The organism is Hymenobacter segetis (assembly GCF_038448715.1).
GTDB classification, from domain to species: domain Bacteria; phylum Bacteroidota; class Bacteroidia; order Cytophagales; family Hymenobacteraceae; genus Hymenobacter; species Hymenobacter segetis.
Map to the genome: position 1 here is coordinate 1 of NZ_JBCEVZ010000025.1, position 26976 is coordinate 26976.

Genomic DNA, 26976 nt, shown 5'->3' on the forward strand with positions numbered 1-26976 from the left:
GCCGGATGCGCGGCCAGGACAACAAGGTCATCGTCATCACCGGTGACGGCGAACTGAACGAAGGAACGGTATGGGAAAGCCTACTGGTAGCCAGCGCCCACAAAGTCAACAATCTGACTTTAGTAGTCGACCGCAACCACTTCCAGGCCAACGTAGCCACTGAGGACCTCATCCCGCTGGAGCCGCTGGCCCCGAAGTTCGAGGCCTTTGGCTGTGAGGTGCGCCGGATTGACGGACACGACTTCAAGGCGTTGGAAGAATCCTTCTCCGCCCTACCCTTTTCCGATACCAAGCCCTCGGTCATCATCTGCGACACGGTGCGCGGGCGCGGCCTGCCCAGCATCGAAGCCCGCGCCGACCGCTGGTTCTGCAACTTCTCGGCCGATGAAGTAGAAGAATTGCTGCGCGAGCTGCACAGTCAGGTAGCCACTACGCTGACCAGCGAAACCCTCACCGTCCGCTAATAGCTTCTTATGACTTACGAAGAACTTATCAAGGAAACCGCCCTCACCGATGAGCGCCTGGTGGTGATGACGGCCGAAAACCGCGCCCTCATCCGCAACCTGCCGGCCGTGCTCGGACCTCGCTTCATCGATACCGGCATCACTGAGCAAACTCTCATCGGGGCCGCCGCCGGGCTGGCCCTGCGCGGCCGCGTGCCGGTAGTGCACGCGCTGGCCACCTTCCTCACGCTACGGGCCTTCGAGTTCATCCGCACCGATGTCGGCATCGGCCAACTGCCGGTGAAGCTGAGCGGCTTCGTGCCCGGTTTCCTTTCCGACGGCAACGGCCCCACCCACCAGGCCATTGAGGACGTGAGCCTGATGCGCGGCATTCCTGGTATGACCGTTTTCGCGCCCGCCGATGAGCAGGACATGCTGGCTATGCTGCCCGCCATCTGGGCCTCTCCCGCGCCGGCTTACGTGCGCATCAACACCCGCCCCGCCACCTACGCGCACGCGCCATTTGAGATGGGCAAGGCCGAAATTGTGGCCGAGGGCACCGACATCACCATCATCACCTACGGCATGCTCTTCGAGCAAACGCTGGTGGCCCGCGAGCTGCTGCAAGCCCAGGGCAAATCGGTGGGCCTCATCAACCTGCGCAGCCTCAAGCCGATTGACGAAGCCGCTCTTCTCGAAGTGGTGCGGCGTGGTTCCCTCATCGTGACGGTGGAGGACCATTTCATCACCGGCGGCCTCTATTCCATCCTAGCCGAGGTGCTGTTGCGCAACCAGCTCACCGCCCGCGTACTGCCCTTGGCGCTGGAGGAGCGATGGTACCGCCCCGGCCGCCTCAGCGCCGTGCTGGAGTACGAGGGCTTCACCGGCCACCACATTGCCCGCCGCATCACGGAGTTTTTGGGCGAGGCGGGCGCAACGCTTGCCGAAGGTCCTGCCGTGCTGGAAAATCAGTTCGCGGAGTAAACCAATCGTCTGTCATGCTGACGAAGGAAGCATCTTATCACGGCTGCTTTCGTCAGAATTTCTAACCCATGCAGTACGGACGTGATAAGGTCCTTCACTGCGCTCAGGATGACACAAATTCCCATGCCCAACACCGTTTCCTTCAACGAAAACTACCCCGACATCACGAAGTCGGACGAGCTTTATGCCCGCGCCCAGAAAATCATGACGCCGGTGACGCAGACCCTCGCCAAAGGCCCCGGCCAGTACACCAAAGGCGTGAGCCCGAAGTACGTGAAGCGCGCCAAAGGCTCCCACATCTGGGACGTGGATGGCAACGAGTACATCGATTTTCAGATGGGTATTGGCCCGATTTCGTTGGGCTACGCTTACCCGAAAGTGGACGACGCCATTCGCGCCCAACTCGAAGACGGCATCACCTTCTCGATGATGCACGAGCTGGAAGTGGAGCTTTCGGAATTGATTCACGAGATTATTCCGAACGCCGAAAGCATCCGTATCAGCAAAACCGGCGCGGATGTGTGCTCGGCGGCGGTGCGCGTATCGCGGGCCTTCACCGGGCGCGATAACGTCCTGTGCTGCGGCTACCACGGCTGGCACGATTGGTACATCGGCACCACCAGCCGCGACAAAGGCATTCCACAGGAAAGCAAAGACTTGGTGGCCGCGTTCGAATATAACAACCTCGATTCGCTGAAAGCCCTGCTCGATGAAAACGTGGCCTGCGTGATTCTGGAACCGTTTATTTTCGACGCGCCCAAGGACAACTTCCTCCACGAAGTGGCCCGGCTGTGCAAGGAAAACGGCACGCTGCTCATCTTTGATGAGATGTGGACCGGTTTCCGCGTGGCCGTGGGTGGGGCACAGGAGTATTTTGGCATCACGCCCGATTTGGCGGTGTATTCCAAGGCGTTTGCCAACGGCATGCCCATTGCCCTGCTCACCGGCCGGCGCGATGTGATGCAACTGTTCGAGCAGGATGTGTTCTTCTTCACCACTTTCGGGGGTGAAGCGCTGAGCCTGGCCGCCGCCGTGGCAACCATCACCGAGATGCGTGAGAAGAACGTGCCCGCCCGCCTCGCCGAGCAGGGCAAAAAGCTCAAGGACGGCTACAACGGAATTGCCGCCGAACTGGGCCTGACGCAGTACACCAAATGCTACGGCTATGACTGCCGCACGATAGTAACCTTCGACCCCTCGGCCGGCAACGGCATGGAAATAAAGGCATTCATGCAGCAGGAACTGTTCAAGCGCGGTATCATGTGGGGCGGTTTCCACAATATGTGTTTTTCGCACACCGATGCCGACGTGGCCCATACCCTGGCCGCCTACCGCGAAGTGCTGCCGCTGTTGAAGGAAGCTATTGAAGCTGGTGACGTAGCCTCGCGCCTGCTCGGTGAGCCGGTGGAAGCCGTGTTCCGCAAGGTGACGAATGCCGCGCCGGTTAAAGCCAAGTAAGCCCGATGAATTTATTCGATTTAACGGGCAAAACGGCCATCGTCACCGGTGCCTGCGGGCTCATTGGCCAGAAGCACTGCGCGGCCCTGGCCGAAGCCGGAGCCAACGTGGTTGTGGCCGACCTCAACGCGGAAGCCGCCGCAGCCGTGGCCTTTGGGCTGGGTGGCGGGCCGCACTTGTCGTTGGCAGTTGATGTGACTAAACCGGAATCCTTGGCTACCGCCCGCGACCAGATTCTGGCCCGTTTCGGCCACATCGACGTGTTGGTGAACAATGCCGCCATTAACGATATGTTCGAGAACCCCGCGCTGGCGGCTGATTTGAGCAAGTTCGAGAACTTCCCACTGGCCACGTTCCAGAAAGTGTTGGAGGTGAACGTGACGGGCGTATTCCTGGCGGCGCAGGTATTCGGCACACCCATGGCGCAGCAGGGCCACGGCAGCATCATCAACGTGGCCAGCACCTACGGCATCGTCGGGCCCGACCAGAGCATTTACCGCAACGAGGCCGGCGAGCAAACTTTCTATAAATCACCCTCCTACCCCATGACCAAGGGCGCGGTGGTGAATTTTACCCGCTACCTGGCGGCCTACTGGGGCGCGGCCGGCGTGCGCGTGAACACGCTCTCGCCCGGCGGCGTGGAAAATAGCCAGGATGCGTTTTTCGTCAAGCAATACAGCGCCAAAACGCCGCTCGGGCGCATGGCTACGCCTACTGATTACCAAGGCGCGGTCGTATTTCTGGCTTCGGATGCGTCGGCTTATATGACTGGAGCCAACCTGGTCGTGGATGGTGGCTGGACGGCTATTTAATTTCTTATAGCGCATGCTTTAGCTTGCGCATCTTCCTTACAGGCACAAGCTAAAGCGTGTGCTACAATACAACCCTTCGCCTCATGCAAGCTGTTGAAATTCGCAAAAACCGATTCATTGGCGCGGGCTACCCGGCCTACATCATTGCCGAAATTGGCATCAACCACAACGGCTCGCTCGACCTAGCCAAGCAGCTCATTTCCGAGGCCGCCAAGGCCGGCTGCGACGCCGTGAAATTCCAGAAGCGCACGCCCGAGCTGTGTGTACCCAAGGACCAGTGGGAAAAGCAGCGCGACACCCCCTGGGGCCGCATGAGCTACATCGACTACAAGCGCAAAACCGAGTTCGGTCAGGTCGAATACACGGCTATCGACGACTACTGCCGCGCCTTGGGCATCGACTGGTTTGCCTCGTGCTGGGACGAGCCGTCGGTTGATTTCATGGAGCAGTTTGCGCCCGTGATGTACAAAATGGCCTCCGCCTCCCTCACCGACAAGCCCCTGCTGGACCGCGTGCGCGCCACCGGCCGCCCGCTAATGCTAAGCACCGGCATGAGCACCCTCGATGAAATCAACCAAGCCGTGAAGTGGGTGGGTCTGGATAAGCTGATGATTGCGCACTCCACGTCCTCCTACCCCTGCCCGCCCGCCGAGCTGAACCTGCGCATGGTGCCCGTGCTGCAAGGCATGTTCCCCGGCACGCCCATCGGCTACTCGGGCCACGAAACCGGCCTAGCTACCACTGTGGCCGCCGTGACGTTGGGTGCCAGCTTTGTGGAGCGCCACTTCACCCTGGACCGCGCCATGTGGGGCTCCGACCACGCCGCTTCGGTAGAGCCCGGCGGCATGGCCAAGCTCGTGCGCGACATCCGCGACGTAGAGGAAGGCCTCGGCGATGGCATCAAGCGCGTGTACGACTCCGAATTGGAGCCCCGCGCCCGCCTGCGCCGTGAGCTGACGCCGAACCAGGAGTAGCCTGTTTGAGTTGAACTCCTGAACGAATAAAGAACGTCATGCAGAGCGCAGCGAAGCATCTTTACCGCAATAGTAAAATTGATTACTAACTCGGTAAAGATGCTTCGCTACGCTCTGCATGACGTTTTGCCGCATGCCGTTCTTTCAATAATCCAGAATCTGCCCTAAACCATGCATCACGTCGAACTCATCACCACGGCCATACTGCTGATTTGGGTGGCCGTGGTCATCACGCTGGAGCGCATCATCCCCTACCGCAAGGGCCTGCCATTTTTCCGCGAGGGCTTCTGGACCGACTTGGTGCTCTACACCTTCGTGCAGAGCTACGCCCTGAAAATCATCATTTTCGATTACATCATTCAGCCCCTCGACCAGCATTTCGGGTTCTCGAAGCTGCATTTTGTGACGGGCTGGCCTATTTGGGCGCAGGTGCTGTTTTTCGTAGTGACGCACGATTTCTACATCTACTGGTTTCATCGGTTTCAGCACAGTAGCCCGCTGTTCTGGCGCACGCACGAGGCGCATCACTCGGGCAAGCAGGTGGACTGGCTGGCTGGCTCCCGCTCGCACGCCCTAGAAATCATCATCAACCAGACCATTGAGTTTGCGCCCATTATCCTGCTCGGAGCCGACCCCATGGTGGTGCCCATCAAGGCCTGCATCGATGCCGTGTGGGGCATCTGGATTCACTGCAACATCGACGTGCGCTCGGGCCGCCTGCAATATTTCATCAACGGCCCCGAAATGCACCTCTGGCACCACGCCGACCACGAGGAAGTATTCTACGCCAACTTCTCGACCAAATTTGCCTTCTGGGACTGGATTTTCGGCACCGCCTACCGCCCCGACCACAAGCCGCTGAAATGGGGTCTGCCCTACGCCTTCCCGAAAGATTATTTCAGCCAGCACGTCTTTTCCGTAGCCCGTTTCGATGAGGAAGAATTGGTCAAACGGTCCCGATTATTCCGCGCATACCACGGCATTCGCGGGCGGCTGCTAACCAAGCTCACCGACCGCGTGCCGGCCCTGAAACCCCTGCATGGCTGGCCCGTGCCGGAGCCGTATACCGAAACCATCCCCGCGCAGCGCCCGGGCGGTAATTTTGGCGCAGCTCCGGCCCCGGCCACTCCCTCTCACTCCCCCACTGCTGCTGCTTCGTCCCGTTGATTAATCCCTGGTTTTCGCTGTTTCTGGCCTCGTTCATGGAGGTTTGCTGGACGTATAGTCTCAAGGCGCTCAACATGCAGCGCATCAAGGAAGTAGCCTGGCTGCACAGCTTCACGCATCCGGCCTTATTGCTACCGGTACTGCCGCTGCTGGCCTACGTGGCTTTTGGGCTGGCCAACGTGCTGTTCCTGTCGCAGGCCATGCGATTCATTCCCACCGCTACGGCATACTCGGCCTGGATGGCGCTGGCCGTAGTGGGCATCAAGCTCGTGGATGTGCTCTACCTCAAGCAGCCGTTTTCCTGGCAAAGCGTGATCTATACCAGCCTGATTATCATTGGCGTACTGGGATTGCGGCGCATCGAATAGCCCGCAGTTTTCCAACGGTTTCCATTTCCCGCAGGCGGCTCTTTCTGCTCAGAAAGAGCCGCTTTTTTGTATTCCCGAACTTCTCGGCAATCTGGCAGACAGCCCCAATATTGCCCCACCGAAGAGTACAGGAAGGTTGGGCGCGATGGCGCGAGGTTCTTGCGGCATCTTTCACGCATTCCCACCCGGTACCCGTGGCGCTTTCCGCTCGCTTTTATCTGGCTTGTCTACTGACTCTGTTCGGGTTAGGACTGGGGCGTGAGATTTCGGCCCAGGTATTGCGCCGGCCGGTCCCGGATAAGCTCATCGTCCTCACCTTTGATGATGCGGCCGTGAGCCACGCCACCTTCGTGGCCCCGCTACTGAAGAAATACGGGTTTGGCGGCACGTTTTTCGTGTGCGAGTTCCGGGAGCCACCGTTTTCGGACAAGACCAAATACATGACATGGGCACAGATTCAGGGCCTGCACCGGCAGGGGTTTGAGGTGGCCAGCCACACGCTCAGCCACCAGCACGTCAACAAGATGAACCGGGCGCAGCTTGGGGCTGAGCTGGATTCTATCGAAGCACGCTGCCGCGCCTGGCGTATTCCCCGGCCCGTCACCTTCGCTTATCCCGGCTACGATACCGCTCCCACGGCCACCGCGCTGCTGCCCGAGCGCGGCTACCAGTTTGCCCGCGCCGGCGGCGGCCGGGCTTACGCCCCCACCCAGGACAATCCCATGTTGCTGCCCAGCTTCAGCATCTCGGGTACCGATACGGCCAAGGTTTTCAACGCCATTCGGCAAGCTCATGATGGCCGCGTGGTAATCCTGACTGGGCACGGCGTGCCCGACGTGGCCCACGACTGGGTTACGACCCCGCCCGCGCTGTTTGAACAGTACCTGAAATACCTGCACGACCACCGCTACCACGTCATCGCCCTGCGCGACCTGGCCCGTTACGTGAACGTGCCCGAAGCCCTGCGCACCCTGCCGCCCCGCTACGAAAACCTGAAATAAGCCACCCTCCTAATCCTCAAATCCCACCCATGAAAACCAACTACTTATTCGCTTTGAGCGGCTTGCTACTGAGTTTCGGCAGCCACGCGCAGAGCAAAATGGCCACCGGCAGCCAGAAACCCATGCCCGCTGCTGAGTGGGTTGATGCCGATACCGGCCACAAGGTGGTACGCCTCACCCAGCTGGACGGCGACAACGGCAGCTTTTACTTTCACAACAACCCGTTTTTGAAAGGCAGAGGCAACGAGGGCGACCTGATGGTGATTTACCACACCGATGCCCAGGGCAAGCAACTGCGCCTGGTGAACCTGAAAACCCACCATACCGAGCCGCTGACGCGCTATTTCAAGCAGGTGAAGGGCGAAATAGTGGGCCGCAAGCGCCGGGAGGTGTTTTATCAGGTGCAGGACACGGTGTATGCCACCAACGTGGACTCGAAAAAAACGCGCCGCGTGTTCGTGTTTCCAGCCGATTTCAAGGCCGATATTACTTCGCTGAATGCCGACGACACCCAGCTTGGCGGGGCCTGGGGCAGCGATGCGGAAAAGGAAATCTACCGCCAGTACCCGGCCAAGAGCGACTTTTTCAACCGCATCTACGACGCTAAGCTGCCGCGCACGCTCTTTGTGGTGAGCACGGATGGCGGCGGGAAGCTCACCAAGCTATTCACGGATAATGCCTGGCTGAACCACGTGCAGTTTTCGCCCACCGACCCCGATTTGCTGATGTTTTGCCACGAAGGCCCCTGGGGCAAGGTGGACCGCATCTGGCACATCGACACCAAAACCAAGGCGGTGAAGCTGGTGCATAAGCGCACGGTGGACGGCGAAATTGCGGGCCACGAATTCTTCAGTCCCGACGGCAAAACCATCTGGTACGACATGCAAAAGCCCCGCAGCGTGACCTTTTACCTGGGCGGCACCGACGTGAAAACCGGCCAGGAACGCGCCTACCAGATGGAGCGCAACGACTGGTCCATCCACTTCAACGTTTCGCCCGACCAGAAGCTCTTCGCCGGCGATGGCGGCGACGCGGGCCAGGTGGCCAAAGCCCCGGACGGTATGTGGATTAACCTCTTCCATCCCGAAGGCGACAAATTCCGCACCGAGCGCCTGGTGAACATGAAAACCCACGGCTACAAGCTGGAGCCCAACGTCCATTTCTCGCCCGACGGGAAATGGATAATATTCCGCGCCAATTTTGAAGGCCAGGAGCAAGTGTACGCCGTGGAAATCGCCAAAACGGCGTCGTAGTTACTGTTCCAAGACAAGAAAAAGAACGTCATGCTGAGCGTAGCCGAAGCATCTCTACCGCGCAAGTAATCCAATCGCTGCAACGAAGCGGTAGAGATGCTTCGGCTACGCTCAGCATGAAGTTCAGATAAGACAATATCCTCACCCAATGCTACTAAAAACCTCCCTTCACTCCCTCCTCTGCGCCGCGCTGCTGCTCACGCTGCCCGCCACCGCCCAGAAGCTGCCGAAGAAAAAGGCCGTGCTCAAAAGCATGACCCGCGCCAACGACTACTTCATGCGGACCTGGCCCGACCCCGGCAAGGAAATCGTGACCAATATTGCCCGGCCCAGCCACATCTGGACGCGCGGCGTGTACTACGAAGGCCTGATGGCCCTCTACCAGACCGACAAGCAAAAGCGCTACTACGACTACGCCGTGGACTGGGGCACGAAGCACCAGTGGGGCATCCGCAAAGGCATTACGGACCGCAACGCCGACGACCACTGCGCCGGCCAGACCTACCTCGACCTCTACCAGATTGACCCCAAGCCGGAGCGCCTGCACGACATCAAGGCCAGCATCGACCTGATGGTGCAGAGCCCAAAAATCGACGACTGGAACTGGATTGATGCCCTGCAAATGGCCATGCCCGTCTATGCTAAACTGGGCGCGATGACCAAGGATACGGCCTACTACGAGAAGATGTACCGCATCTACAACTACTCAAAAACCCAGCACGGCGGCCACGGCCTCTACAACCCCGAGGATAAATTGTGGTGGCGCGACAAGGATTTCGTGCCCCCTTACAAGGAGCCCAACGGCGAAGACTGCTACTGGAGCCGCGGCAACGGCTGGGTAGTAGCCGCCATGGTGCGCGTGCTCGACATCATGCCCAAAGATGCCCCCCACCGCGCCGAATACGAGCAGATGTACCTAAACATGATGCAGGCCCTGCCCCCATTGCAACGCGCCGACGGCTACTGGAACGTGAGCCTGCACGACCCCACGCATTTCGGCGGCAAGGAGCTATCGGGCACCGCGCTGTTCGTCTACGGCATGGCCTGGGGCCTGAACCACGGCCTGCTCGACAAGCAGAAATACGAGCCCATCATCGCCAAAGCCTGGCAGGCCATGGCCACCGAATGCGTGACGCCCAACGGCTCGCTGGCCTACGTGCAAGGCACCGGCAAGGAGCCCAAAGACGGCCAGCCCGTCAGCGTCACTTCCCGCCCCGACTTTGAGGATTATGGCCTTGGCTGCTTCCTGCTGGCGGGAAGTGAGGTTTATAAATTGAAGTAACCCGTCATGCAGAGCGCAGCGAAGCATCTCGCGTGCCGCCACCAATTCAATCGTTGCCATTGCCTTGAGTACGCGAGATGCTTCGCTACGCTCTGCATGACGTGCCAATAAATTCTATGAAACGCCCCCTCGCCCTCCTCCTCCTCGCTTCCCTCACCGCCCACGCCCAGGCCCCCAAATGGCCGGCCATCACCCAGCAAACCAAGCCTTGGACGCGCTGGTGGTGGGAAGGCAGCGCCGTGAATAAAGCCGACCTCACCACCGTGCTCACCGAGTATCAGAAAGCCAACCTCGGCGGGCTGGAAATCACCACGATTTATGGGGTGAAGGGCGCGGAAAGCCAGTTTATCGACTTCCTCTCGCCGAAGTGGATGGACATGCTCTCGCATACCCTCACGGAGGCCGGGCGGCTGGGGCTGGGCATTGATATGGCGCAGGCCTCGGGCTGGCCCTTTGGTGGGCCGTGGGTGGCCCCAGTGGATGCCTCGAAGTACGTAACCTACAAAACCTACGAGGTGAAAGGAGGCGCGAGTTTGAATGAGCCGGTGACCTTTATGCAGAAGCCCATTGCCACGGCCATCGGCCACAAGGTCGATATCAAGCAATTGACCGACCCGGTGGCCAAAAACAAGAATATGCAAACCCTGGCCCTAGAGCAGGTGCGCTTCGAGAAGCCGCTGCCGCTGCAGGCGCTGATGGCTTATTCGGACAAGGGCGAAACGCTGGATTTGACGAGCAAAGTAGGCCCTGATGGCAAGCTAAGCTGGACAGCACCGGCTGGCTCAGCCTGGACGCTATATGCGCTGTTTCAGGGCGGGCACGGCAAGCAGGTGGAGCGCGCCGGCCCCGGCGGTGAGGGCGACGTGATTGACCACTTCTCTAAGACGGCCACCGACCATTACTTGGCGTATTTCGACAAGGCTTTCGCGGGCCACAACGTGAAGCCGATTCGGGCGTTTTTCAACGACTCCTACGAGGTGGACGATGCGCAGGGCGAGGCCAACTGGACACCTCAAATGTTTGCCGAATTCCAGAAACGGCGCGGCTATGATTTGCGCCAGCATTTGCCGGCGCTGTTCAACAAGGCCAGCGAGGATGAAAACCAGCGCGTGCTCACTGATTACCGCCAGACGATTTCTGAGCTGCTGCTCGAAAACTACACCCAAACCTGGGGCACCTGGGCCAAAACCCACGACGCGCTGATTCGCAACCAGGCCCACGGCTCGCCAGCCAACATCCTGGATTTGTACGCCGCTACCGACATTCCCGAGACGGAGGGCGAGGACCTGACGCGCATCAAATTCGCGTCGTCGGCCGCGCACGTCACGGGCAAGCCGCTGACCTCGGCCGAAACGGCGACCTGGGAGAATGACCATTTCCTGAGCAAGCTGAGCGACGTAAAAAAGGCCATCGACCGGATGCTGCTGGGCGGGGTAAATCACGTTTTCTACCACGGCACGGCCTATTCGCCTCCCTCGGCTAAGTGGCCCGGCTGGCTGTTCTACGCGGCGGTGGAGTTTAATCCGCAGAACCCATTCTGGACGGATTTCGGTAAGCTGAACCTGTACACGGCCCGCGCCCAGTCGTTCCTACAAGCCGGCCAGCCCAGCAACGACGTGCTACTCTACCTGCCCATTTCGGATGCCTATACCCGGCCCGGCAAGGTGCTGCTCCAGCATTTCGACGGCATTGAGCACGGCTTTAAAGGGCTGCCCATTGAAGCCACCAGCGAGCTGCTGCTGAGCAAGGGTTACGGCTACGATTTCATCTCCGACAAGCAGGTGCAAGCCGTAAAAAACACCGGCAACACCCTCACCACCAGCGGCAGTGCGGTTTACCAAACCCTGCTCGTGCCCGATGCCCATCTCATGCCGCTGCCCACGCTGGAAAGCCTGCTGAAGCTGGCCCAGAATGGCGCTACCATCCTGCTGCAAAACCAGTTGCCCGCCGACGTGCCCGGCCTTGGCAACCTCGAAAACCGCCGCAGCAACTTCAAGAAACTGCTGGCCCAGCTCAAGTTCAAGGCCACGGCCCAGGCCGGCGTACAGCAGGCAAGCCTCGGCAAAGGCCGCGTGCTGCTGGGCAATGACGTGCCGCAGCTCCTGGCGCAAGCCAGCGTGCGCCGCGAAACGCTGGCCGACCAGGGCCTGCAATTCCTGCGCCGTAGCCACGCTCAGGGCCATTACTACTTCCTGGCCAACTGGGCCGAAAAGCCCTTCGCCGGCTGGATAACCCTGCAAACGCCCGCCAAAGCCGCTGCCCTCTATAACCCCATGACCGAGCAAACGGGCATGGCCAGAATCCGCGCCACGGCCAACGGGCTGCCCGAAATCTACGTGCAGCTCAACCCCGGCGAAACCTGCATCCTCGACACCAACGAAGGCGCGCTCACTGGTCCGGCCTACCCCTACCTCACCGTAGCCGCCGCGCCCCAGCCCCTCACCGGCCCTTGGGACCTGAATTTCACCTCGGGCGGCCCGGAACTGCCCGCCAAGCTTCAGACCAAAGAGCTGACGTCCTGGACCACGCTGGCCGGCGACGCGGGCCGCAAGTTCTCGGGCACCGCCACCTACAGCACCACCTTCGCCCTGCCCCAAGGCCCCGGCGACGGCTTCCTGCTTGACCTCGGCCGGGTGGCCCAGAGCGCCCGCGTGCAGGTGAACGGCCAGCCCGCTACCACGCTCCTCGGCCCGGTGTATCAGGTTTTCGTGCCCAAAGCCCAGCTCAAAGCCAGCAATACCCTCACCGTGACTGTGAGCAACCTGATGGCCAACCGCATCATCGACATGGACCGCAACCACGTCGACTGGAAGATTTTCTACAACACCAACATGCCCGCCAAGCTCAAGGAAAACCGGGGCGACGACGGCCTTTTCACCACCTCCAACTGGTCGCCGCTGGATTCCGGTTTGCTCGGGCCCGTCACCCTCACGCCAGCCACCACGGGCGCGCCCGCTCAATAGATTTTAACTATGGAAGAAGTAGCTTTCACGATGCAGCTGCGGCCCGGCGTGGCCGCCGAATACCAGCGCCGCCACGACGAAATCTGGCCCGAGCTTTCGGCCCTGCTGCGCGAGGCCGGCATCCGGGATTATTCGATTTACCTTGATGCCGCCAGCGGCCGGCTGTTTGCGGTGCAAAAGCGCCTGCCAGGCCACACCACTGCTGATTTGCCGGCCACCGAAATCATGCAGCGCTGGTGGGCCTACATGGGCGATTTGATGGAAACTAACCCGGATAACTCGCCCGTAGTGCAGCAGCTAACGCGGGTCTTCTATATGGAATAACGCGCCTTTTTTCACGCCAATACAGGAGGGTGCGGGAAGGTTAGTGATGACTCAATCTCCAGATTTGTAGAGTGAGTGTAAACAACCTGACTGGCCCGTAGCCCGCCGGAGAAACGATGGGTGGGAGTCCTCTTTCCTCCACCAGCCGCTACGGGTCACGTCAGTGTTGTGGTGCCACTTTGCAAGCATTATCGGCCCGGTTTAATAACTGTCGGCGGCCATACAAAAACGTGAACATCATCGACGACGATAAGGCAGTTATAGACGCACAAAACAGCCTGAATATCAAATTTTAATTTTTAATGGACCCCAACGTTGAAGAGGCGGCTTCCTGTGGAGGCCGCTTCTTTTTTGTAGCTTATTGAATGGGCACCCACTGATTCGTTACTTCAAACACTTATTCCCAATCCGATGCTGACGAAGAGAGAACTAAATCTGGTTGGCCTCACGGCCCTGCTCATGTGCATTCCAATGGCCATCGTGGCCAGTCAAAACCGCCTGCCCGGCCCGCTGCCATCGTCGGTATTTGAGTGGAACGACTACAAAGCCGTGCCCACTAAAGTGGGCGAGCGGCGGCCGTTTTTCGACTCTCCCACCGAAACGCTCGATAACCTGGAAGTGCACGCCACCACCCTCAACCCCGGCGAATACGCCCACCCCGCCCACCAGCACCCCGACGAGGAGCTGATGATAGTGCGCGAAGGAACGGTGGAAGCCCTGGTGAACGGTGAACTGAAGCGCGTCGGCCCCGGCTCACTCATTTTCCAGGCCCCCAATAAGATGCACAGCATCAAAAACGTGGGCACCACCCGCGCCACCTACCATGTACTACGCTGGCGCACGTCCAAAACCGGCCCGGCCGCAGTCAGCAAGCCGTAATTAGAACAGTCAGGCTACTTGCTCGGGCCCACACTCTTCTTCGCAAAATCAGCCGCCGCGTCATTGAGTTGCTTTGGTGTCGGGGTTTGGCGGCCTTCGTCAATCAGCACGCGGTAGCGGAACGTCACAGATTCACCCTTTTTCAGCTGTAGGTTTTTGGCCGATTTTCCGTTGGTGAAAATATTTTCGCCCAACGGGTTGGCAGCGAATAACCCATAGCCACGGGCGTGCCAGAAGGTGGGATAATTGGGGTTTTTCGGGTGGTCGATGATGGTGATGCTGACGGAGTCGGCGTCCATTTTGCCGTAGGCTTTGCACCACACGCCGCGGGTACTCCAGGCATCGTTGCCGCGCTTGCCGGCGCTGGTGAGGTAGGTACCGTTGGCAACGTGGTCGGTGCCGGCTTTCACCACCGTCACAATGCCTTTGCTGTCGGTGAATTTCTGGTCCTGGTCGGCGGGGATTTGCAGTTCATGGGCCAGGCGCAGGCCCAGCAGGCCGTCTTTGGCGTCGGTGAAGGTCACTTCCCGCGCCGCCGTGAGCGTGGTAACGCGGTCGATGATGCGCGCCCGGGCGGTGCCGCTGAACTCGAAGCGCGTGGTTTCTTCCAGCAGCACTTCGTTTTGCTGGTTGGTCCAGTTGGCGTGGTAGGCCAGCACGCCGGTGGAGCCGCTACTGATGGTGAGAATCTTATCGGTTTTTATCCAGCCATACGCGGCTTTTTTCTCCTTCGGAATGGCGTAGGAGTTATTCCAGAAATCCAGTCCGTTCACGTTCTCGAAGTTGAACCACAGGCCGATGTGGTGCGGGTGGTCGGTGGGGTCGCCGGGCTGCGGGTTCAGCGGGAAGCCGCGCGTGACCACGGTGCCATTGGCGGCGCGCAATGGGTAAAGCACGGGCTTTTCCAGCGAGTCAGGGTACAGAAAGCTGGTGAATAACTCCTTGCCCACAAACACGTCAACCTTCCGGGCTTTGGCATCTTTGGTCACGCGCACCGGCTCGGCCTTCTGGGCCTGCGCATCGGAAAATCCAGCCAGCGCAAGCAGCAGCACGCCGCCGGGGAGAGCAAATTTCATCATCGGGTGGGGCTGAAACAGCATTAGTATTTGAACACTTTGCCGCCTACCATCACCTCCTGCGTCTTCTCGTCGAAGGTGGCTTTCATGCCCGAATGCACGGCGGCGTTGGTCATGATAGTAGCGATGGAATGGCTGTAGCCGGCCTCTACGGGGGCGTGCGGCTGCTGGCGGCTGCGCACGCACTCCATCCAGTTGCGCACGTGGTTCGAGGTCAGCTTGTCGCCGCCGGTGTTGGCCGAGGCAATGACCGGCTCGACGGCCGACAAACTCGACTCGGGCAGCAAAAATGGCTGCATATGCATATCGGCGGCGAATTTCTGGGTGAGGCCGCCGCGCGGCGATACGGTGTTGGTGTTCAAATTCAGCTCGCCGCCGTTGGAATAATAGATTTCGGACGGGTGCTCGTCGCCGTTATCCATCCGCGAGCCGAAGGTGACCTGGAAGCCGTTGCTGGGGTCGTTTTGGGGGCCATAGTCGAACACGGCCGTGAGGGTGTCCCAGTTCTTGCGTCCGTCTTTCCACATATAAATGCCGCCGTTGGCCACCACGCTGCGCGGGTGTTGCAGGCCCGTAAACCAGTGCACGGTATCAATCTGGTGGCTCATCCATTGGCCCGGAAGGCCCGACGAATACGGCCAGAACAGACGGTATTCCAGGTATTTGCGGGCATCAAACGCCTCGAAGGGCCGGTTCATGATGAAGCGTTTCCAATCCGTATCGGCCTCTTTCAATTGCGGCACCAAGTCCGGGCGGCGCCAGCGGCCGGGCTGGTTCACATTCCAGGTCAGCTCCACCATTTTGATGTCGCCGAATTTGCCTGATTTGATGTAGGCATCGGCCGCATGGTAATTGGCCCCGCTGCGGCGCTGCGAGCCAATCTGCACAATCTGCTTCGAGGCCTTTATGGCTTTCAGCGTCGCCCGGTTGTCCTCCATTGTCTCGGCAAAGGGCTTTTCGCAGTACACGTCGCAGCCGGCCCGCACGGCCTCAATGGCGTGCAGCGCGTGCTGAAAATCGGCAGTGCTCACAAAAACCGCGTCCACAGCCTTCTTGTCGTACATCTCCTCGTTGTTGCGGTAGGCGGCCACGTCGTGCCCCAGCTTTTCCTTCCAGGTGGCCGCCCCCTCCTCCCGCCGCTTTTTCCAGATATCCGACACGCCCACCACATCGAAATTCAGCTCCTTGTAGTGGTTCAGGAAGCTGGGCAGGTGCGAGCTGCGGTGCCGGTCCGAGAAGCCGACCACGCCCACGCGCACCCGGTCGTTGGCCCCAATGATGCGCTTGTAACTGCTGGCCGACCACGCCATTGAGGGCGCGAGCAGCACGCCGGCGCTGGCCAGCGCCGTTTGCTTGAGGAACAATCGACGGGCATTGGGTTCTTCGTGCGACATGGGAATTCTGGTTGGAATAGAAAGGATTTACTTGAGCGTCTTGATTTTGATGCTGCGGAACGACACCCGGTTGCCGTGGTCCTGCAACAGAATGTGGCCCTGCGGCGCCATCCCGAAATTCGGCCACACGTTGTACTTGCTGATGGCCACCAGCGCCTCAAATTCCTTCGAGCCGCGCGTGTATTCCAGCACTTTGCTGCCGTTGAGGAAGTGCTCCACGCGGTTGTCGGGGTGCACCACCACGCGGCCCACGTTCCACTCGCCGATGGGATGCACGAATCGCGGGTTTTTATCGGCCCGAATCAGGTCGTAGAGCGAGGCCAGGGTGCGGTCGCCGTCGCGGCCCAGCTTGGCATCGGGGTGCAGGGCATCATCAAGTACCTGATATTCCAGGCCGATGGCCGAGCCCTCCGTTTTCTCGTCCAGCGTCACGAAGTATTTCACGCCGCTGTTGGCCCCCGGCGTCAGCTTGAACTCAAACGAAAGGTCAAAAGCCTTGAACTCCTCGTTGGTCACGATGTCGCCGCCATTGGCCGCCTCTTTGCCCTCGGAGGGCTGCACGGTCATGGTCCCATCCCCCACTTCCCAGCCCCTGGCCGGGAAAGCCGGGCCCTTGGCACTGCGCCAGCCGGCCGAGGTTTTGCCATCGAACAGCAAACGCCAGCCGTGCTGTTTCTCGTAGGCATTCAAGTAATTAGACACGAAATTCACCACGTAAACATCAGCCGGAAACGCGCTGGTTTTCAGGCCGGTAGTATTGATGCGGATATTTTTAAAGTAGACCTTTTTGCCGGCGTCTTCCGGCTTGGTGATGCCGTGCACCTGCAAGCCGATGAAGCCGCGCGGGTCCACGGGGTCCACCACGTAGGCCACGGGCAGGTTGTTCACCCAGGTCTTCATCTCGTTGCCCAGGCACTCCACTTTGATGTGGTTGTATTGCCCGATTTTGAACGCCGATTTGGCCTCCGGGTGCAGGTCGAGCGGGTACAGCCACTGCCGCCGCGCCTCGTCATAAATCCCACCCGACCAGCTCCGCTCCGAGGGGTCAATTTCGACCTGCCGGCCATACACTTTACCGGCGTGGCCTTCGGTGTCAAAATGGCTGCGCGTCTGAATGCCCGAGTTGCTCGTGGGACTGTCAATCATCACATCCAGTTCCAGCACAAAGTCGCCGTATTCCTTCTCCGTGACCAGAAACGTATTGCCCGAATTCAGCACCGTAGTGCCCACAATCGCACCGTTTTCCGCCTTGTAGTCGGCAGTGCCAGCTAGCCGTTTCCAGCCCGCCAGCGTCTTGCCATCGAATAGGTTTTGCCAGCTGTTGGGGGCTTGCGCCGAGGCCGGCCCGGCCAATAGCAACACCAGCGAAGCCATAGCGCCAGCGGTTATGGAGACGTTTTTTTTCAAGGAGCTATTTTTTGATGAGACGAAGGAATCAGCGTGTCAAATAGCAAATTTTCTGGCGAATCAAGCCATTAAATGCCAACTCAATACAGCACCACCACCAGGCTGCGCGCCCCATGTGCACCAATCACCAGAGACTGCTCAATGTCCGCCGTTTTGGACGGCCCGGCCACGAATTTGCCGTAGCCACCGGTGTTGGGCAGTTGCGCGTAGGCCTGGTGCATGGTGGCCACAATACGCCGGTGGTCGAGCACCAGCGCGAGGTGCTGGGTAATGGTAGGCAGCGCCCGGTTCATCATATTCGCCTCGGGCAGCCAGACCGCACCGTTCTCGGCCACGCCGATTTCGCCCTGCAACACGGTCAGGTCGATAGCCGCCAGAATGCCGGTTGGCGTCTGCGCATTTATGGGAACAGAAGCCGCAAACAAGGGCGAGGCCGTAGTGCGGGCCTCGGGAAAAAGCTGCTGAAGCGTGGACACGAGTTCGCCCAGCCCATTCATGCGCACCACCGTGCCGCCGATGCCGGCCAGCACCGCCGCAAACCGCTCGGCCGTTGCCTCGCCGCCAAAATCGGGCACGGTGGGCAGGGGCAATTCGGCGGGTTTGTTGGCCTTGGTGGCAGCTAAAATGCGGTCACGGGATGCGGTGCTCATGCGGGAATCTTAGGTTGCGCGGGTTGGGCGGCGGGTTGCGGCTGCTTGGCATACCACTCGCGGAAGCTTTGTTTGGGTGCTTCGGGCAGCTCGCGGGCCACGGCCCAGGCGTTCACGGAAGTAGCGTGGGTGAGGCCGTGCGGCAGCAGGCGCAGCGCCTTGCGAGCAAACTGCCCGCCGAGGCCATACACGCGGGTACTGGCCAGCACACGGCCCATGAATTTCATGCTCCACTTCTTTGAGGCCGGGATTTCATTGGCCTCGCCCAGCACCTGCCGCCACTTGTAGAGCTGGGTGTGAATGTCAATTTTCACCGGGCACACGTCGGTGCACGAGCCGCACAACGTGCTGGCAAACGGCAGCGAGGCGTGCTTCTTCATGTCGATGTTCGGCGACAGAATGGCCCCAATCGGGCCGGGCACGGTGAAATCGTAGCTGTGGCCGCCGCTGCGCCGGTACACCGGGCAGGTGTTCATGCAGGCCCCGCAGCGAATGCACTTGAGAGAAGCCCGAAAATCGGGCCGGCCCAGTTGCTGGGTGCGGCCATTGTCTACGATGACAATGTGCATCTCCTTGCCCGCCACCGGCTTGGTGAAGTGCGAGGTGTAAGTAGTGACCGGCTGGCCGGTAGCGCTCCGCGCCAGCAGCCGCGTGAACACGCCCAAATCGGTGAGGCGCGGAATAATCTTCTCAATGCCCATGCAGGCGATGTGCACCGCCGCCAGGTTCACGCCTAAATCGGCGTTGCCCTCATTGGTGCACACCACCACGCCGCCCGTTTCGGCTATCGCAAAATTGACGCCCGAAATGGCCACCTGCCCGGCGATGAACTTACCGCGCAAGTGCTGGCGGGCGGCTTCGGTGAGGCGCTGGGGGTCACTTTCGCCCTTCTCCGTACCCAGGTGCGTGTGGAAAGTCTCGCCCACATCCTCCTTTTTCAGGTGGATGGCGGGCAGCACAATGTGGCTCGGCGGCTCATCCCGAAACTGAATAATCCGCTCGCCCAAATCGGTATCCACCACCTCAATCCCGTGCTTAATCAAATACGGGTTCAGGTGGCATTCCTCGGTCAGCATCGACTTGCTCTTGACGATGCGCGTCGCGCCCTGCTTCTGAATAATATCTAGGATAATGGCGTTGTGCTCGGCTGCATCGGCGGCCCAGTGCACGTGCACGCCGTTGGCTTGGGCGGCAGCCTCGAACTCCTGCAAATACAGGTCGAGCCGGCTAAGAGTGTGGTCTTTGATGTCGGACGCTAGCTGACGCAACTCCTGAAATTCGGGGACGGCGTACACGGCGCGGTCACGCTTTTCGCGCACGAACCACAGGGTTTCGTCGTGCCAGGTGGTGCGGTCAGCATCCAGCAAAAACTTGTCGGCGCGGGTGGCGTGGTTCATGCGGTCAGTCCGTTAAGAATTTCGGCGGCGTGCATCACTTTGATGGGCAGCTGGGCACGGCGCACAATGCCTTCGAGGTGCATCAGGCACGACATATCGCTGCCGGTGAGCACCTCCGTGCCGTTCAATACGTGGTCGGCCACGCGGTCCTGGCCCATGCGGGCCGAGATGCCGGCTTCGCTCACGCAGAACGTGCCGCCGAAGCCGCAGCATTCGTCGTTGCGGTTGAGCTGGGTCAGCTCGATGCCATCGAGCGAGGCCATGAGGCGGCGCAGCTGGCCGTCGCGCACCGGCGTCATCTCCGATTCGTTGGCCTGGTGCAGGCCGCGCTGGCCGTGGCAGCTCAGGTGCAAGCCCACTTTGTGCGGAAATGCGCCCGGCAGGCTTTCCACCTTCAGCACCGTGCTGATGAAGTCAATCAAGTCATACGCCGCGCCGCGCACGTGCTGCACGTCGGCCGTTTGGTCCAGTTTATCAAAGTGCTTGCGAACGTGGTAGACGCAGCTGCCGGAGGGCGCTACCACGTAGTCGTAGTCGCTGAATGTCTCCACGAAATGCTTGTAGATGGGCAGGGCGTCATGCTCGCAGCCGCTATTGGCCAGGGGCTGACCGCAGCAGGTTTGCTGCGCCGGGAAGTGCGCCTGCACGCCCAGCTTCTCCAGCAGCTGAAGCGTCGCAATGCCCACCTGCGGGTAGAACTGGTCGATGTAGCACGGGATGAATAGGGCAACTTTCATTTCAGCACAGAGCGGTCTGGGACCGGTCCGACCGCTCTAGGCGGTCCGACCGGTTATCGTTGGTACTTCGTTCTCACGGCAACCGGTCCGACCGCCTAGTGTGGTCGGACCGGCAATTGCCTCGCTACTTGCCCACTGGCGCGGCATCGCCGCGCACTGCCGCCAGTGGCATATCATCCTCATCCGTAAACAGCGGTTGCGTCTTCTTCAGCGCCTCGCCCTGCTCCAAATGCACCAAGGCACCCAGTGCCGTGGCCTGCGGCACCTCCAGCGTGCGGATTTCCGCCTTCGGGAAGTTCCAGCTCAGCGTTTGCATGAAGAGCGGGTTGCGGGCAAAACCGCCGTCGACGAAGATGGTTTTTTCGCCTTGCCACACGAGGTGAATTGACTCCAAAAGGATGTTAATCAGCCCGTGCATGAGGTGCTGATAGGCATCCGAAGCGGTACGGAAGCCGCTCAAGTCCCACTCCTCGGCCGGCTGGTCGGGGAAGGGGCCGGTGCCGGCCATGCATGCTGGGCGGAAGCCGGCGGAGGCTTCATCATACGGCCGGGCCAGCACAATGGAGCGGTAAAAATCGGGCTTGACGTGGAAGTGCGCAGCGATGCGCTCAACCTGAAAATCGTGCTCGCGGCCCAGGAATACACGGGCGGCGCGAGTGGCTTCACCCCGGGGCGTCATGAAGCTGAGGCAGTCGCGGCGCAGCAGTTCGGGGGTAAGTGAATTGCTGTTGAACGGGTTGATGGTGACCGACCACGTGCCCGTAGACACCAACACGAACGGCTCATCATTCTCCGCCAGGTAAGGCATAACGGCCGATGTGCTGTCGTGCAGACCCACGCCCACGAGGATGCCATCAACCACGGAGGCGATAGAATCGCGAGTAAGAGGCGCGAGCTTCTCGTCGATGCCCTCGCGGCGCACCCATTCGTGGTAGTCGTTGCGCTTGTAGTCCCACAGCGCCGTGTGGCAGCCGATGGAAGTGAAGTCGCTGAATTTCTCGCCCGAAATCAGGTAGGAGAGGTAATTCGGCAAGTGCAGCGAGGTGTGAATCTGCGCGTATTTCTCCGGCTTGGCGTATTTCAGCCAGTAGAGCTGCAGGCCCGAATTCAGCAGGCCCAAACGCGGCGAGCAGGTATCGGCCGCGAACTCCTCCGGCGACTGATTCAACGAGGCGTAGAACTGCGCTTCAATCTCGGCCGGCATCGGCTTGAGGTAATTGTAGAGCGGCAGCATGGGCTGGCCATCGGCCCCGAGGTGCACCCAGCTCGCGCCGTAGGCCGTGAAATTCACGCCCTTCACGGTGTAGTGTGGGTGGTGGCGGAGCTGGTTCCAGTGCGACTGCACCCATTCGGTGAGGCGCGGCAGGTGGTCGCAGGGGAAGCCGTCATCATCGAGCACGTCGGTGCAGATGTGCAGCTCCTCGTCAATAATCTGCTGGTTCTCATCGAAAAGAATCAGCTTTTTATTGGTCTTGCCAATGTCGAAAACGGCGTAGACTGACTTTTTCATTGTCGTGCTCATAGCCCGGTGGATACGCTGTGCTTGCCGCGCTGCTGGATGAGTTTCTCGCGCACTCCCTCAGCACGGAAGGCCGCGAGGGGATTCAGCGCGCCGCCGCTGCGCAGGTAGGCTTCCGATACCAGCGGGCGCACGTCGGTGAGGAAGGCGTCGCGCAGGATTTCCTCGGCGCGCACCACGTCGTTGGCATCCTGGGCTTCGGCGAGGGCTTCGCGGTCTACTAAAAGGGCTTTGGCGTAGGCGGATAGGATGTTTTCGACGGATTGCAGGAGGTCTTCCAGCGGGTCTTTCACGTTGTGGCTGGCGTCAATCATGTAGGCCACGGCCTCGGCGGGCACCGATTTATCGAGGGCGGCATCCACCAGCTCGTTGAAAATCAGGAACAGTTGGAACGGCTTGATGCTGCCGGTGGTCAGGTCGTCGTCGCCGTACATTGAGCCGTTGAAGTGGAAGCCGCCGAGGCGGCCAAACTGCCGCAGACGGCCCACAATCTGCTCGATGTTGGTGTTGGGCAGGTGGTGGCCGAGGTCAACCAAAACCTGCGCCTGCTGGCCCAGCGCCTGGCATAGCGCCAGCGAGGTGCCCCAGTCGGGAATCACCATCGAGTAGAAGTTGGGCTCGTAGGGCTTGTACTCCACCAGCATGGTCCAGTCGGAAGGCATGGCTTCGTAGATGGAAGCCAGAGACTCCTGGGTGCGCGAGAAAGCACGGCGCAAGTGCGACTGGCCGGGGAAATTTGAGCCATCAGCCAGCCACACGGTCAGCGTTTTGGCGTCGAGTTGGCGGCCGTAGCGCACGCAGTCAATGTTGTGCTGAATGGCCTGTTCGCGCACCGCTTTATCGGTGTGGCTAAGCGAGCCGAACTTGTAGGAATGAGGCTGGTCTTTCTGGTCCTGAAACGTATTGGAGTTCACCGAATCAATCACCAGGCCCTTCTCCTTCAGCAGCTGCTGGAGGCCGGGAATGTCCTGCGGAATATCCCAGGGAATGTGCAGCGAGATGGAGTTCGACGAGCGGTTGAGGGCTTGCAGAATGCCCACGTCGCCGATTTTATCTTCCAGCGTGGCAGGTTCGCCGCCGGCCGCGAAACGGCCGAAACGGGTGCCGCCCGTGCCCAGCGCCCAGCTCGGGATGGCGACCTGGAAATCAATCAGCTTTTGCACCACGGCGGCCACATCGGCGTGGCGCAGGCGCGGCGATTCGGCCGTGTACTGGAACTGGGTTTGGTGCTCGGCCAGCAGCGGCTGGTTGAGTTCGGCGAGGCGTTGGTCGGAGAACATAGTTGGCGAGAGAATAATGTCCGGTGTTGGTTGGGTAGAACAAATTACCCGTTTCCATTGGCCGGAACTGTTCTGGGCTCTCCTGTTTGCGGGCGGAAAGTTTTATCGACGCCCACGGGGAACCTCACCCCCGCAGAGGGGTGTAGCGTGGACTCTGCGAGTCCTCGCATGAGCGGGGTTGCGCGAACGGGTGCGAATGGAACGTACCATGCGCGGACTCGCAGAGTCCACGCTACAGCGACCCGCGCCGAATCGTGTAAAACGGGTTTTTCACTTTCACGCGCTGCTTTTCCAGCAGCAGGGTGGCGGCCGTGCGGCCCATCGCCTCGAAGTCGGTGGTAATCACTGTCATGTTCAGCAGCTCTTTCAGTGGCGTTTCGTTGAAGGAGATGATACCTACTTCGCGACCCAGCAGGTAGCTGGTCTGGCGGATTTTCTTCACCAACTCCACCAGGTCGGTTTCGCGGATTACCACGTAGGCGGTGCCGGCCTGCACCACTTCGTTCATGGCGTTTTCCACCACCGAAAACTCCTTGTTGCGCATCAGGCAGAAAGAGCGGAAACCCCAAGGCAATTCCTCGGGATGGTTGGCATCAGAAGGCAGCACGAGGACCAGGCGGGAGTATTTTTCCAGCAGGTCTTCAGCTTTTTCGAGGGCGGTGAAAATGTCCTTGTCGAAGTCCTGGAACACGCGCAGGCAGTCGTGCGTCAGCTCGGGAATGTCCTTATCGAGCAGCACCAATTCCTGGCTGGGAATGGTGTTGAGAATGGCCCGCGAAATGGCTTTGTCGGTATCCAGCGTGAAGTGCGGCATCACTACGTAGTAGTTGTATTTGCCGAGATTCTTCTCGATGATTTCCTGGAAAAGATTCACGTTGTAGTGGTGAATCTGGAGGTCGACGGTGGCGCGGTCGCCGAGGGTTTCGAGGAAAGCGTAGTAGATAATTTTCTTGTAGGAGCTCAGCTTGTTGAACACCAGCAGGATTTTCAGCTTCGAGTTATCGCTGGTTTCCACGTAGTAGCCCTTGCCCTGCACCGAGGTGATGAAGCCGCGCTCGCGCAGCTCGCGGTAGGCTTTTTCTACCGTGTCGCGCGCCAGGTAGTGCTCCACGCTCAGCTCGCTGATGCTGGGCAGGTGGTCGCCGTTTTTCAGCACGCCACGCTCAATATCCATGATGACCGACTGCACAATCTGCTTGTACTTCGGCGTTTTATCGAGGGGCTTTAGTTGGAGTTGATACATCCCGGGTGGTGGGCAAGTCAGGTGAATTTCGGCCGCGCTACTACGGATAAACCCGTTTGGCAGCGGCAGAATTCAGCGAGGTGGTATAAGGAGAGAAAAAGGCAGTATTCAGAGGCTGTACCCCAAATGTAGCCTTTTCGGCAATGCCAGCCGCACGCGCGCTAGCCAATACTATCGCAGCAAAAAACCTGGCGCCCCAATTCTAAAATCGGGACGCCAGGTTATCAGGCTTAACGCTGCAACAGGCTAACGCACGAAGGCCATGGCCACGCCGCCATCCACGTTCAGCACGTTGCCGGTGGATTTGCTCAGCGAGCCATCCACGAACACGCGCACGGCCTTGGCGATGTCTTCCGAAAGCAGCTCCTCGCCCAGCAGCGTGCGCTTGGCGTAGTGCTGGGGCAGCTCTTCGACCGTGATGCCGTAGGCCTTGGCCCGGCCGGCGGCCCAGTCGCCTTCCCAGATTTTCGAGCCGCGCAGCACGGCGTCGGGGTTCACGGTGTTGACGCGGATTTTATCCGCGCCCAACTCAGCGGCCAGCAGGCGGCTCATGTGCAGCTGGGCGGCTTTGGCCGTGCCGTAGGCCACGTTATTCGGCCCGGCCACGAGGCCATTTTTGCTGGCAATGTTCACGATATCCCCACCCAACGCCTGCTGGCGCATGATGGTGACGGCGGCCTGGCTCACCAGGAACTGGCCTTTCACGAGCACGTCGTTCAGGATATCCCAGTCGGCCTGGGTGGTGTCGGCCAGCGGCTTGGAAATCGACAGGCCGGCGCAGTTTACGATGATGTCGACGCCGCCGAACTGTAGCACGCCGGCTTTCAATGACTCGGCAATGCTCTCGGCGCTGGTTACTTCGATGGGGGCGGTGATGGTGCTGTCCTTGCCGAATTGCTTGCGCAGGTCGGCTTGGGTTTCTTCGAGGCGGTCGCGGTCGACGGCCACCACGCAGGCACCGAATTTCAGCAGTTCCTCGCAGATGGCTTTGCCGATGCCGCCGGTACCGCCCGTCACGTAGGCCACCTTGCCCGAGAGGGCTTTGGGCGGGGCCATGCGCTGGAGCTTGGCTTCTTCCAGCAACCAGTATTCAATGTTGAAGGCTTCCTGCTCGGGCAGGCCCTGGTAGGTGCTCACGGCTTCGGCCCCGCGCATCACGTTGATGGCATTGGTGTAGAACTCGGCGGCCACGCGGGCGGTCTGCTTGTCTTTCGAGAAGGAGAACAAGCCCACGCCGGGCCACAGGATGATGACCGGGTTGGCGTCGCGGATGGCGGGCGAATTGGCGTGCTTGCTGCGCTCGTAGTAAGCCGCGTAGTCCTTGCGGTAGGCTTCAAACTGGGCTTCCAGATAGGTTTTCACGCTGGCGGCGTCGCCCTGCATCACGTCGGCATCGAGGACGAGCGGACGGATTTTGGTGCGCAGGAAGTGGTCGGGGCAGCTGGTGCCTTTGGCGGCGAGGCGCGCGAGGTCGTGCGAGTTCACGAATTCGAGCACACGGGCGTCGTCGGTGTAGTGGCCCAGCATGCGGCGCTGGCTGCTGGCGAGGCCACGCAGCACGGGCATCACGGCGGCGGCGGCGTTGCGGCGCTGGGTAGCATCGAGGGTTTGCTCGCGCTTCACCCCACCGAAAACGGGGGCTTTCTTGCCGTAGTTGGCTTCGAGGTAAGTTGCGGCTTGCTCAATAACTTCGAGCGTGTTCAGGTACGACTCATACGAAGTGTCGCCCCAGGTAAACAGGCCGTGGCCGCCGAGGATGACGCCGCGCAGACCGGGGTTGTCGGCCACGATTTTCTCGAGCTGCAAACCGAGATCGAAGCCCGGTTTCTGCCAGGGCAGCCAGCCCATGGTGTCGCCCCAGATGTCGTGCATGATTTGCTCGCCGTCCTTGCTGGCCGCGATGGCAATCAGGGCGTCGGGGTGCAGGTGGTCGATGTGCTTGAAGGGCAGCAGGCCGTGCAGCGGGGTGTCGATGCTGGGCGTGGCGCACTTGGGGTCGAAGAGGCAGTACTCGAACAGGCCCACCATCTCGTCTTCGAACTCCAGGCCCCGGTAGCGGCCTTTGAGTTGGTGCAATTTCTCAACGTACAGGTTGGCGCAGCCGGCTTTGGTGAGCGTGCCGATGTCGCCGCCCGAGCCTTTCACCCACATTACTTCGGCGGCTTCGCCGGTGACGGGATTGGTTTCCTGGATTTTGCAGCTGGTGTTGCCGCCGGCGTAGTTGGTCAGGCGCAAATCCGCGCCGAGCAGGTTGGAGCGGTAGAGGAAAAGGGCTACTTCGTCGCCCGCCAGCTCGGCGGCTTTGGCTTCGTCCCAGAGGTAGCTGACGTGCTGGAAAGTGAGGGTTTTTTCCATGAGATAAGGT

23 protein-coding genes are annotated in these 26976 nt (G+C 60.2%); 13 read left to right on the forward strand and 10 right to left on the reverse strand.

Annotated elements, in window-relative coordinates:
• The 13 genes from AAFH49_RS11770 to AAFH49_RS11830 form a co-directional block, all read left to right on the forward strand.
• The coding region (locus AAFH49_RS11770; protein WP_342298305.1) for a thiamine pyrophosphate-dependent enzyme at positions 1-464 on the forward strand (464 nt) is incomplete at its 5' end.
• A gap of 9 nt (positions 465-473) precedes the next feature.
• A complete protein-coding gene (locus AAFH49_RS11775) occupies positions 474-1427 on the forward strand; it encodes a transketolase family protein (RefSeq protein ID WP_342298306.1) in 954 nt (317 codons plus the stop codon).
• A 123-nt stretch (positions 1428-1550) separates the two neighbouring features.
• A complete protein-coding gene (locus AAFH49_RS11780; RefSeq protein WP_342298307.1) occupies positions 1551-2885 on the forward strand; it encodes an aminotransferase class III-fold pyridoxal phosphate-dependent enzyme in 1335 nt (444 codons plus the stop codon).
• A 5-nt stretch (positions 2886-2890) separates the two neighbouring features.
• A complete protein-coding gene (locus tag AAFH49_RS11785; protein WP_342298309.1) occupies positions 2891-3697 on the forward strand; it encodes an SDR family oxidoreductase in 807 nt (268 codons plus the stop codon).
• A gap of 83 nt (positions 3698-3780) precedes the next feature.
• A complete protein-coding gene (locus AAFH49_RS11790; protein WP_342298310.1) occupies positions 3781-4671 on the forward strand; it encodes an N-acetylneuraminate synthase family protein in 891 nt (296 codons plus the stop codon).
• A 171-nt stretch (positions 4672-4842) separates the two neighbouring features.
• Complete coding sequence (locus AAFH49_RS11795) at positions 4843-5838, forward strand: sterol desaturase family protein (RefSeq protein ID WP_342298312.1); 996 nt, start codon at positions 4843-4845, stop codon at positions 5836-5838.
• Positions 5835-6206, forward strand: coding sequence for a DMT family transporter (locus tag AAFH49_RS11800; RefSeq protein ID WP_342298313.1), 372 nt, complete (start codon positions 5835-5837; stop codon positions 6204-6206). The genes AAFH49_RS11795 and AAFH49_RS11800 overlap by 4 nt, the downstream gene beginning before the upstream one ends.
• A 194-nt stretch (positions 6207-6400) precedes the next feature.
• Positions 6401-7207, forward strand: coding sequence for a polysaccharide deacetylase family protein (locus AAFH49_RS11805; RefSeq protein ID WP_342298315.1), 807 nt, complete (start codon positions 6401-6403; stop codon positions 7205-7207).
• Positions 7208-7236: 29 nt separating this feature from the next.
• The gene (locus AAFH49_RS11810; RefSeq protein ID WP_342298317.1) at positions 7237-8460 is read left to right on the forward strand and encodes an oligogalacturonate lyase family protein; all 1224 of its coding nucleotides are present in this window, start codon (positions 7237-7239) and stop codon (positions 8458-8460) included.
• 148 nt (positions 8461-8608) lie between these two features.
• Complete coding sequence (locus tag AAFH49_RS11815) at positions 8609-9742, forward strand: glycoside hydrolase family 88/105 protein (RefSeq protein ID WP_342298318.1); 1134 nt, start codon at positions 8609-8611, stop codon at positions 9740-9742.
• Positions 9743-9858: 116 nt separating this feature from the next.
• Complete coding sequence (locus tag AAFH49_RS11820; RefSeq protein WP_342298319.1) at positions 9859-12705, forward strand: glycosyl hydrolase; 2847 nt, start codon at positions 9859-9861, stop codon at positions 12703-12705.
• A gap of 9 nt (positions 12706-12714) precedes the next feature.
• Positions 12715-13029, forward strand: a complete 315-nt coding sequence (rhaM, locus tag AAFH49_RS11825; protein WP_342298320.1) for an L-rhamnose mutarotase — start codon at positions 12715-12717, stop codon at positions 13027-13029.
• 411 nt (positions 13030-13440) lie between these two features.
• The gene (locus tag AAFH49_RS11830; protein ID WP_342298322.1) at positions 13441-13908 is read left to right on the forward strand and encodes a cupin domain-containing protein; all 468 of its coding nucleotides are present in this window, start codon (positions 13441-13443) and stop codon (positions 13906-13908) included.
• A 14-nt stretch (positions 13909-13922) separates the two neighbouring features.
• Here AAFH49_RS11830 and AAFH49_RS11835 read toward each other — a convergent pair whose 3' ends face one another.
• The 10 genes from AAFH49_RS11835 to AAFH49_RS11880 all read right to left on the reverse strand — a co-directional run bounded on the left by AAFH49_RS11835 (position 13923) and on the right by AAFH49_RS11880 (position 26966).
• Entirely contained in the window at positions 13923-14984 is a 1062-nt protein-coding gene (locus AAFH49_RS11835) for a DUF6807 domain-containing protein (protein ID WP_342298324.1), read from the reverse strand.
• A gap of 23 nt (positions 14985-15007) precedes the next feature.
• Entirely contained in the window at positions 15008-16378 is a 1371-nt protein-coding gene (locus tag AAFH49_RS11840; protein ID WP_342298326.1) for a Gfo/Idh/MocA family protein, read from the reverse strand.
• A 27-nt stretch (positions 16379-16405) separates the two neighbouring features.
• Positions 16406-17752, reverse strand: a complete 1347-nt coding sequence (locus AAFH49_RS11845; RefSeq protein ID WP_460615987.1) for a 3-keto-disaccharide hydrolase — start codon at positions 17750-17752, stop codon at positions 16406-16408.
• A 113-nt stretch (positions 17753-17865) separates the two neighbouring features.
• Positions 17866-18435: a LutC/YkgG family protein gene (locus AAFH49_RS11850; RefSeq protein ID WP_342298329.1), complete on the reverse strand. Its 570-nt coding sequence runs from the start codon at positions 18433-18435 to the stop codon at positions 17866-17868.
• A complete protein-coding gene (locus AAFH49_RS11855; RefSeq protein ID WP_342298331.1) occupies positions 18432-19832 on the reverse strand; it encodes a lactate utilization protein B in 1401 nt (466 codons plus the stop codon). The genes AAFH49_RS11850 and AAFH49_RS11855 overlap by 4 nt, the downstream gene beginning before the upstream one ends.
• Positions 19829-20569: a (Fe-S)-binding protein gene (locus AAFH49_RS11860; RefSeq protein ID WP_342298333.1), complete on the reverse strand. Its 741-nt coding sequence runs from the start codon at positions 20567-20569 to the stop codon at positions 19829-19831. Before AAFH49_RS11860 ends, AAFH49_RS11855 begins: the two co-directional genes overlap by 4 nt.
• A 124-nt stretch (positions 20570-20693) precedes the next feature.
• Positions 20694-22079: an FGGY-family carbohydrate kinase gene (locus tag AAFH49_RS11865; protein ID WP_342298335.1), complete on the reverse strand. Its 1386-nt coding sequence runs from the start codon at positions 22077-22079 to the stop codon at positions 20694-20696.
• An 8-nt stretch (positions 22080-22087) separates the two neighbouring features.
• On the reverse strand, positions 22088-23368 hold the full coding sequence (locus AAFH49_RS11870) for a sugar isomerase (RefSeq protein ID WP_342298337.1): 1281 nt from the start codon (positions 23366-23368) through the stop codon (positions 22088-22090).
• Positions 23369-23600: 232 nt separating this feature from the next.
• Positions 23601-24611, reverse strand: a complete 1011-nt coding sequence (locus AAFH49_RS11875; RefSeq protein WP_342298339.1) for a GntR family transcriptional regulator — start codon at positions 24609-24611, stop codon at positions 23601-23603.
• A gap of 246 nt (positions 24612-24857) precedes the next feature.
• Complete coding sequence (locus AAFH49_RS11880) at positions 24858-26966, reverse strand: bifunctional aldolase/short-chain dehydrogenase (protein WP_342298341.1); 2109 nt, start codon at positions 26964-26966, stop codon at positions 24858-24860.
• Between the last annotated feature and the right edge of the window lie 10 nt (positions 26967-26976).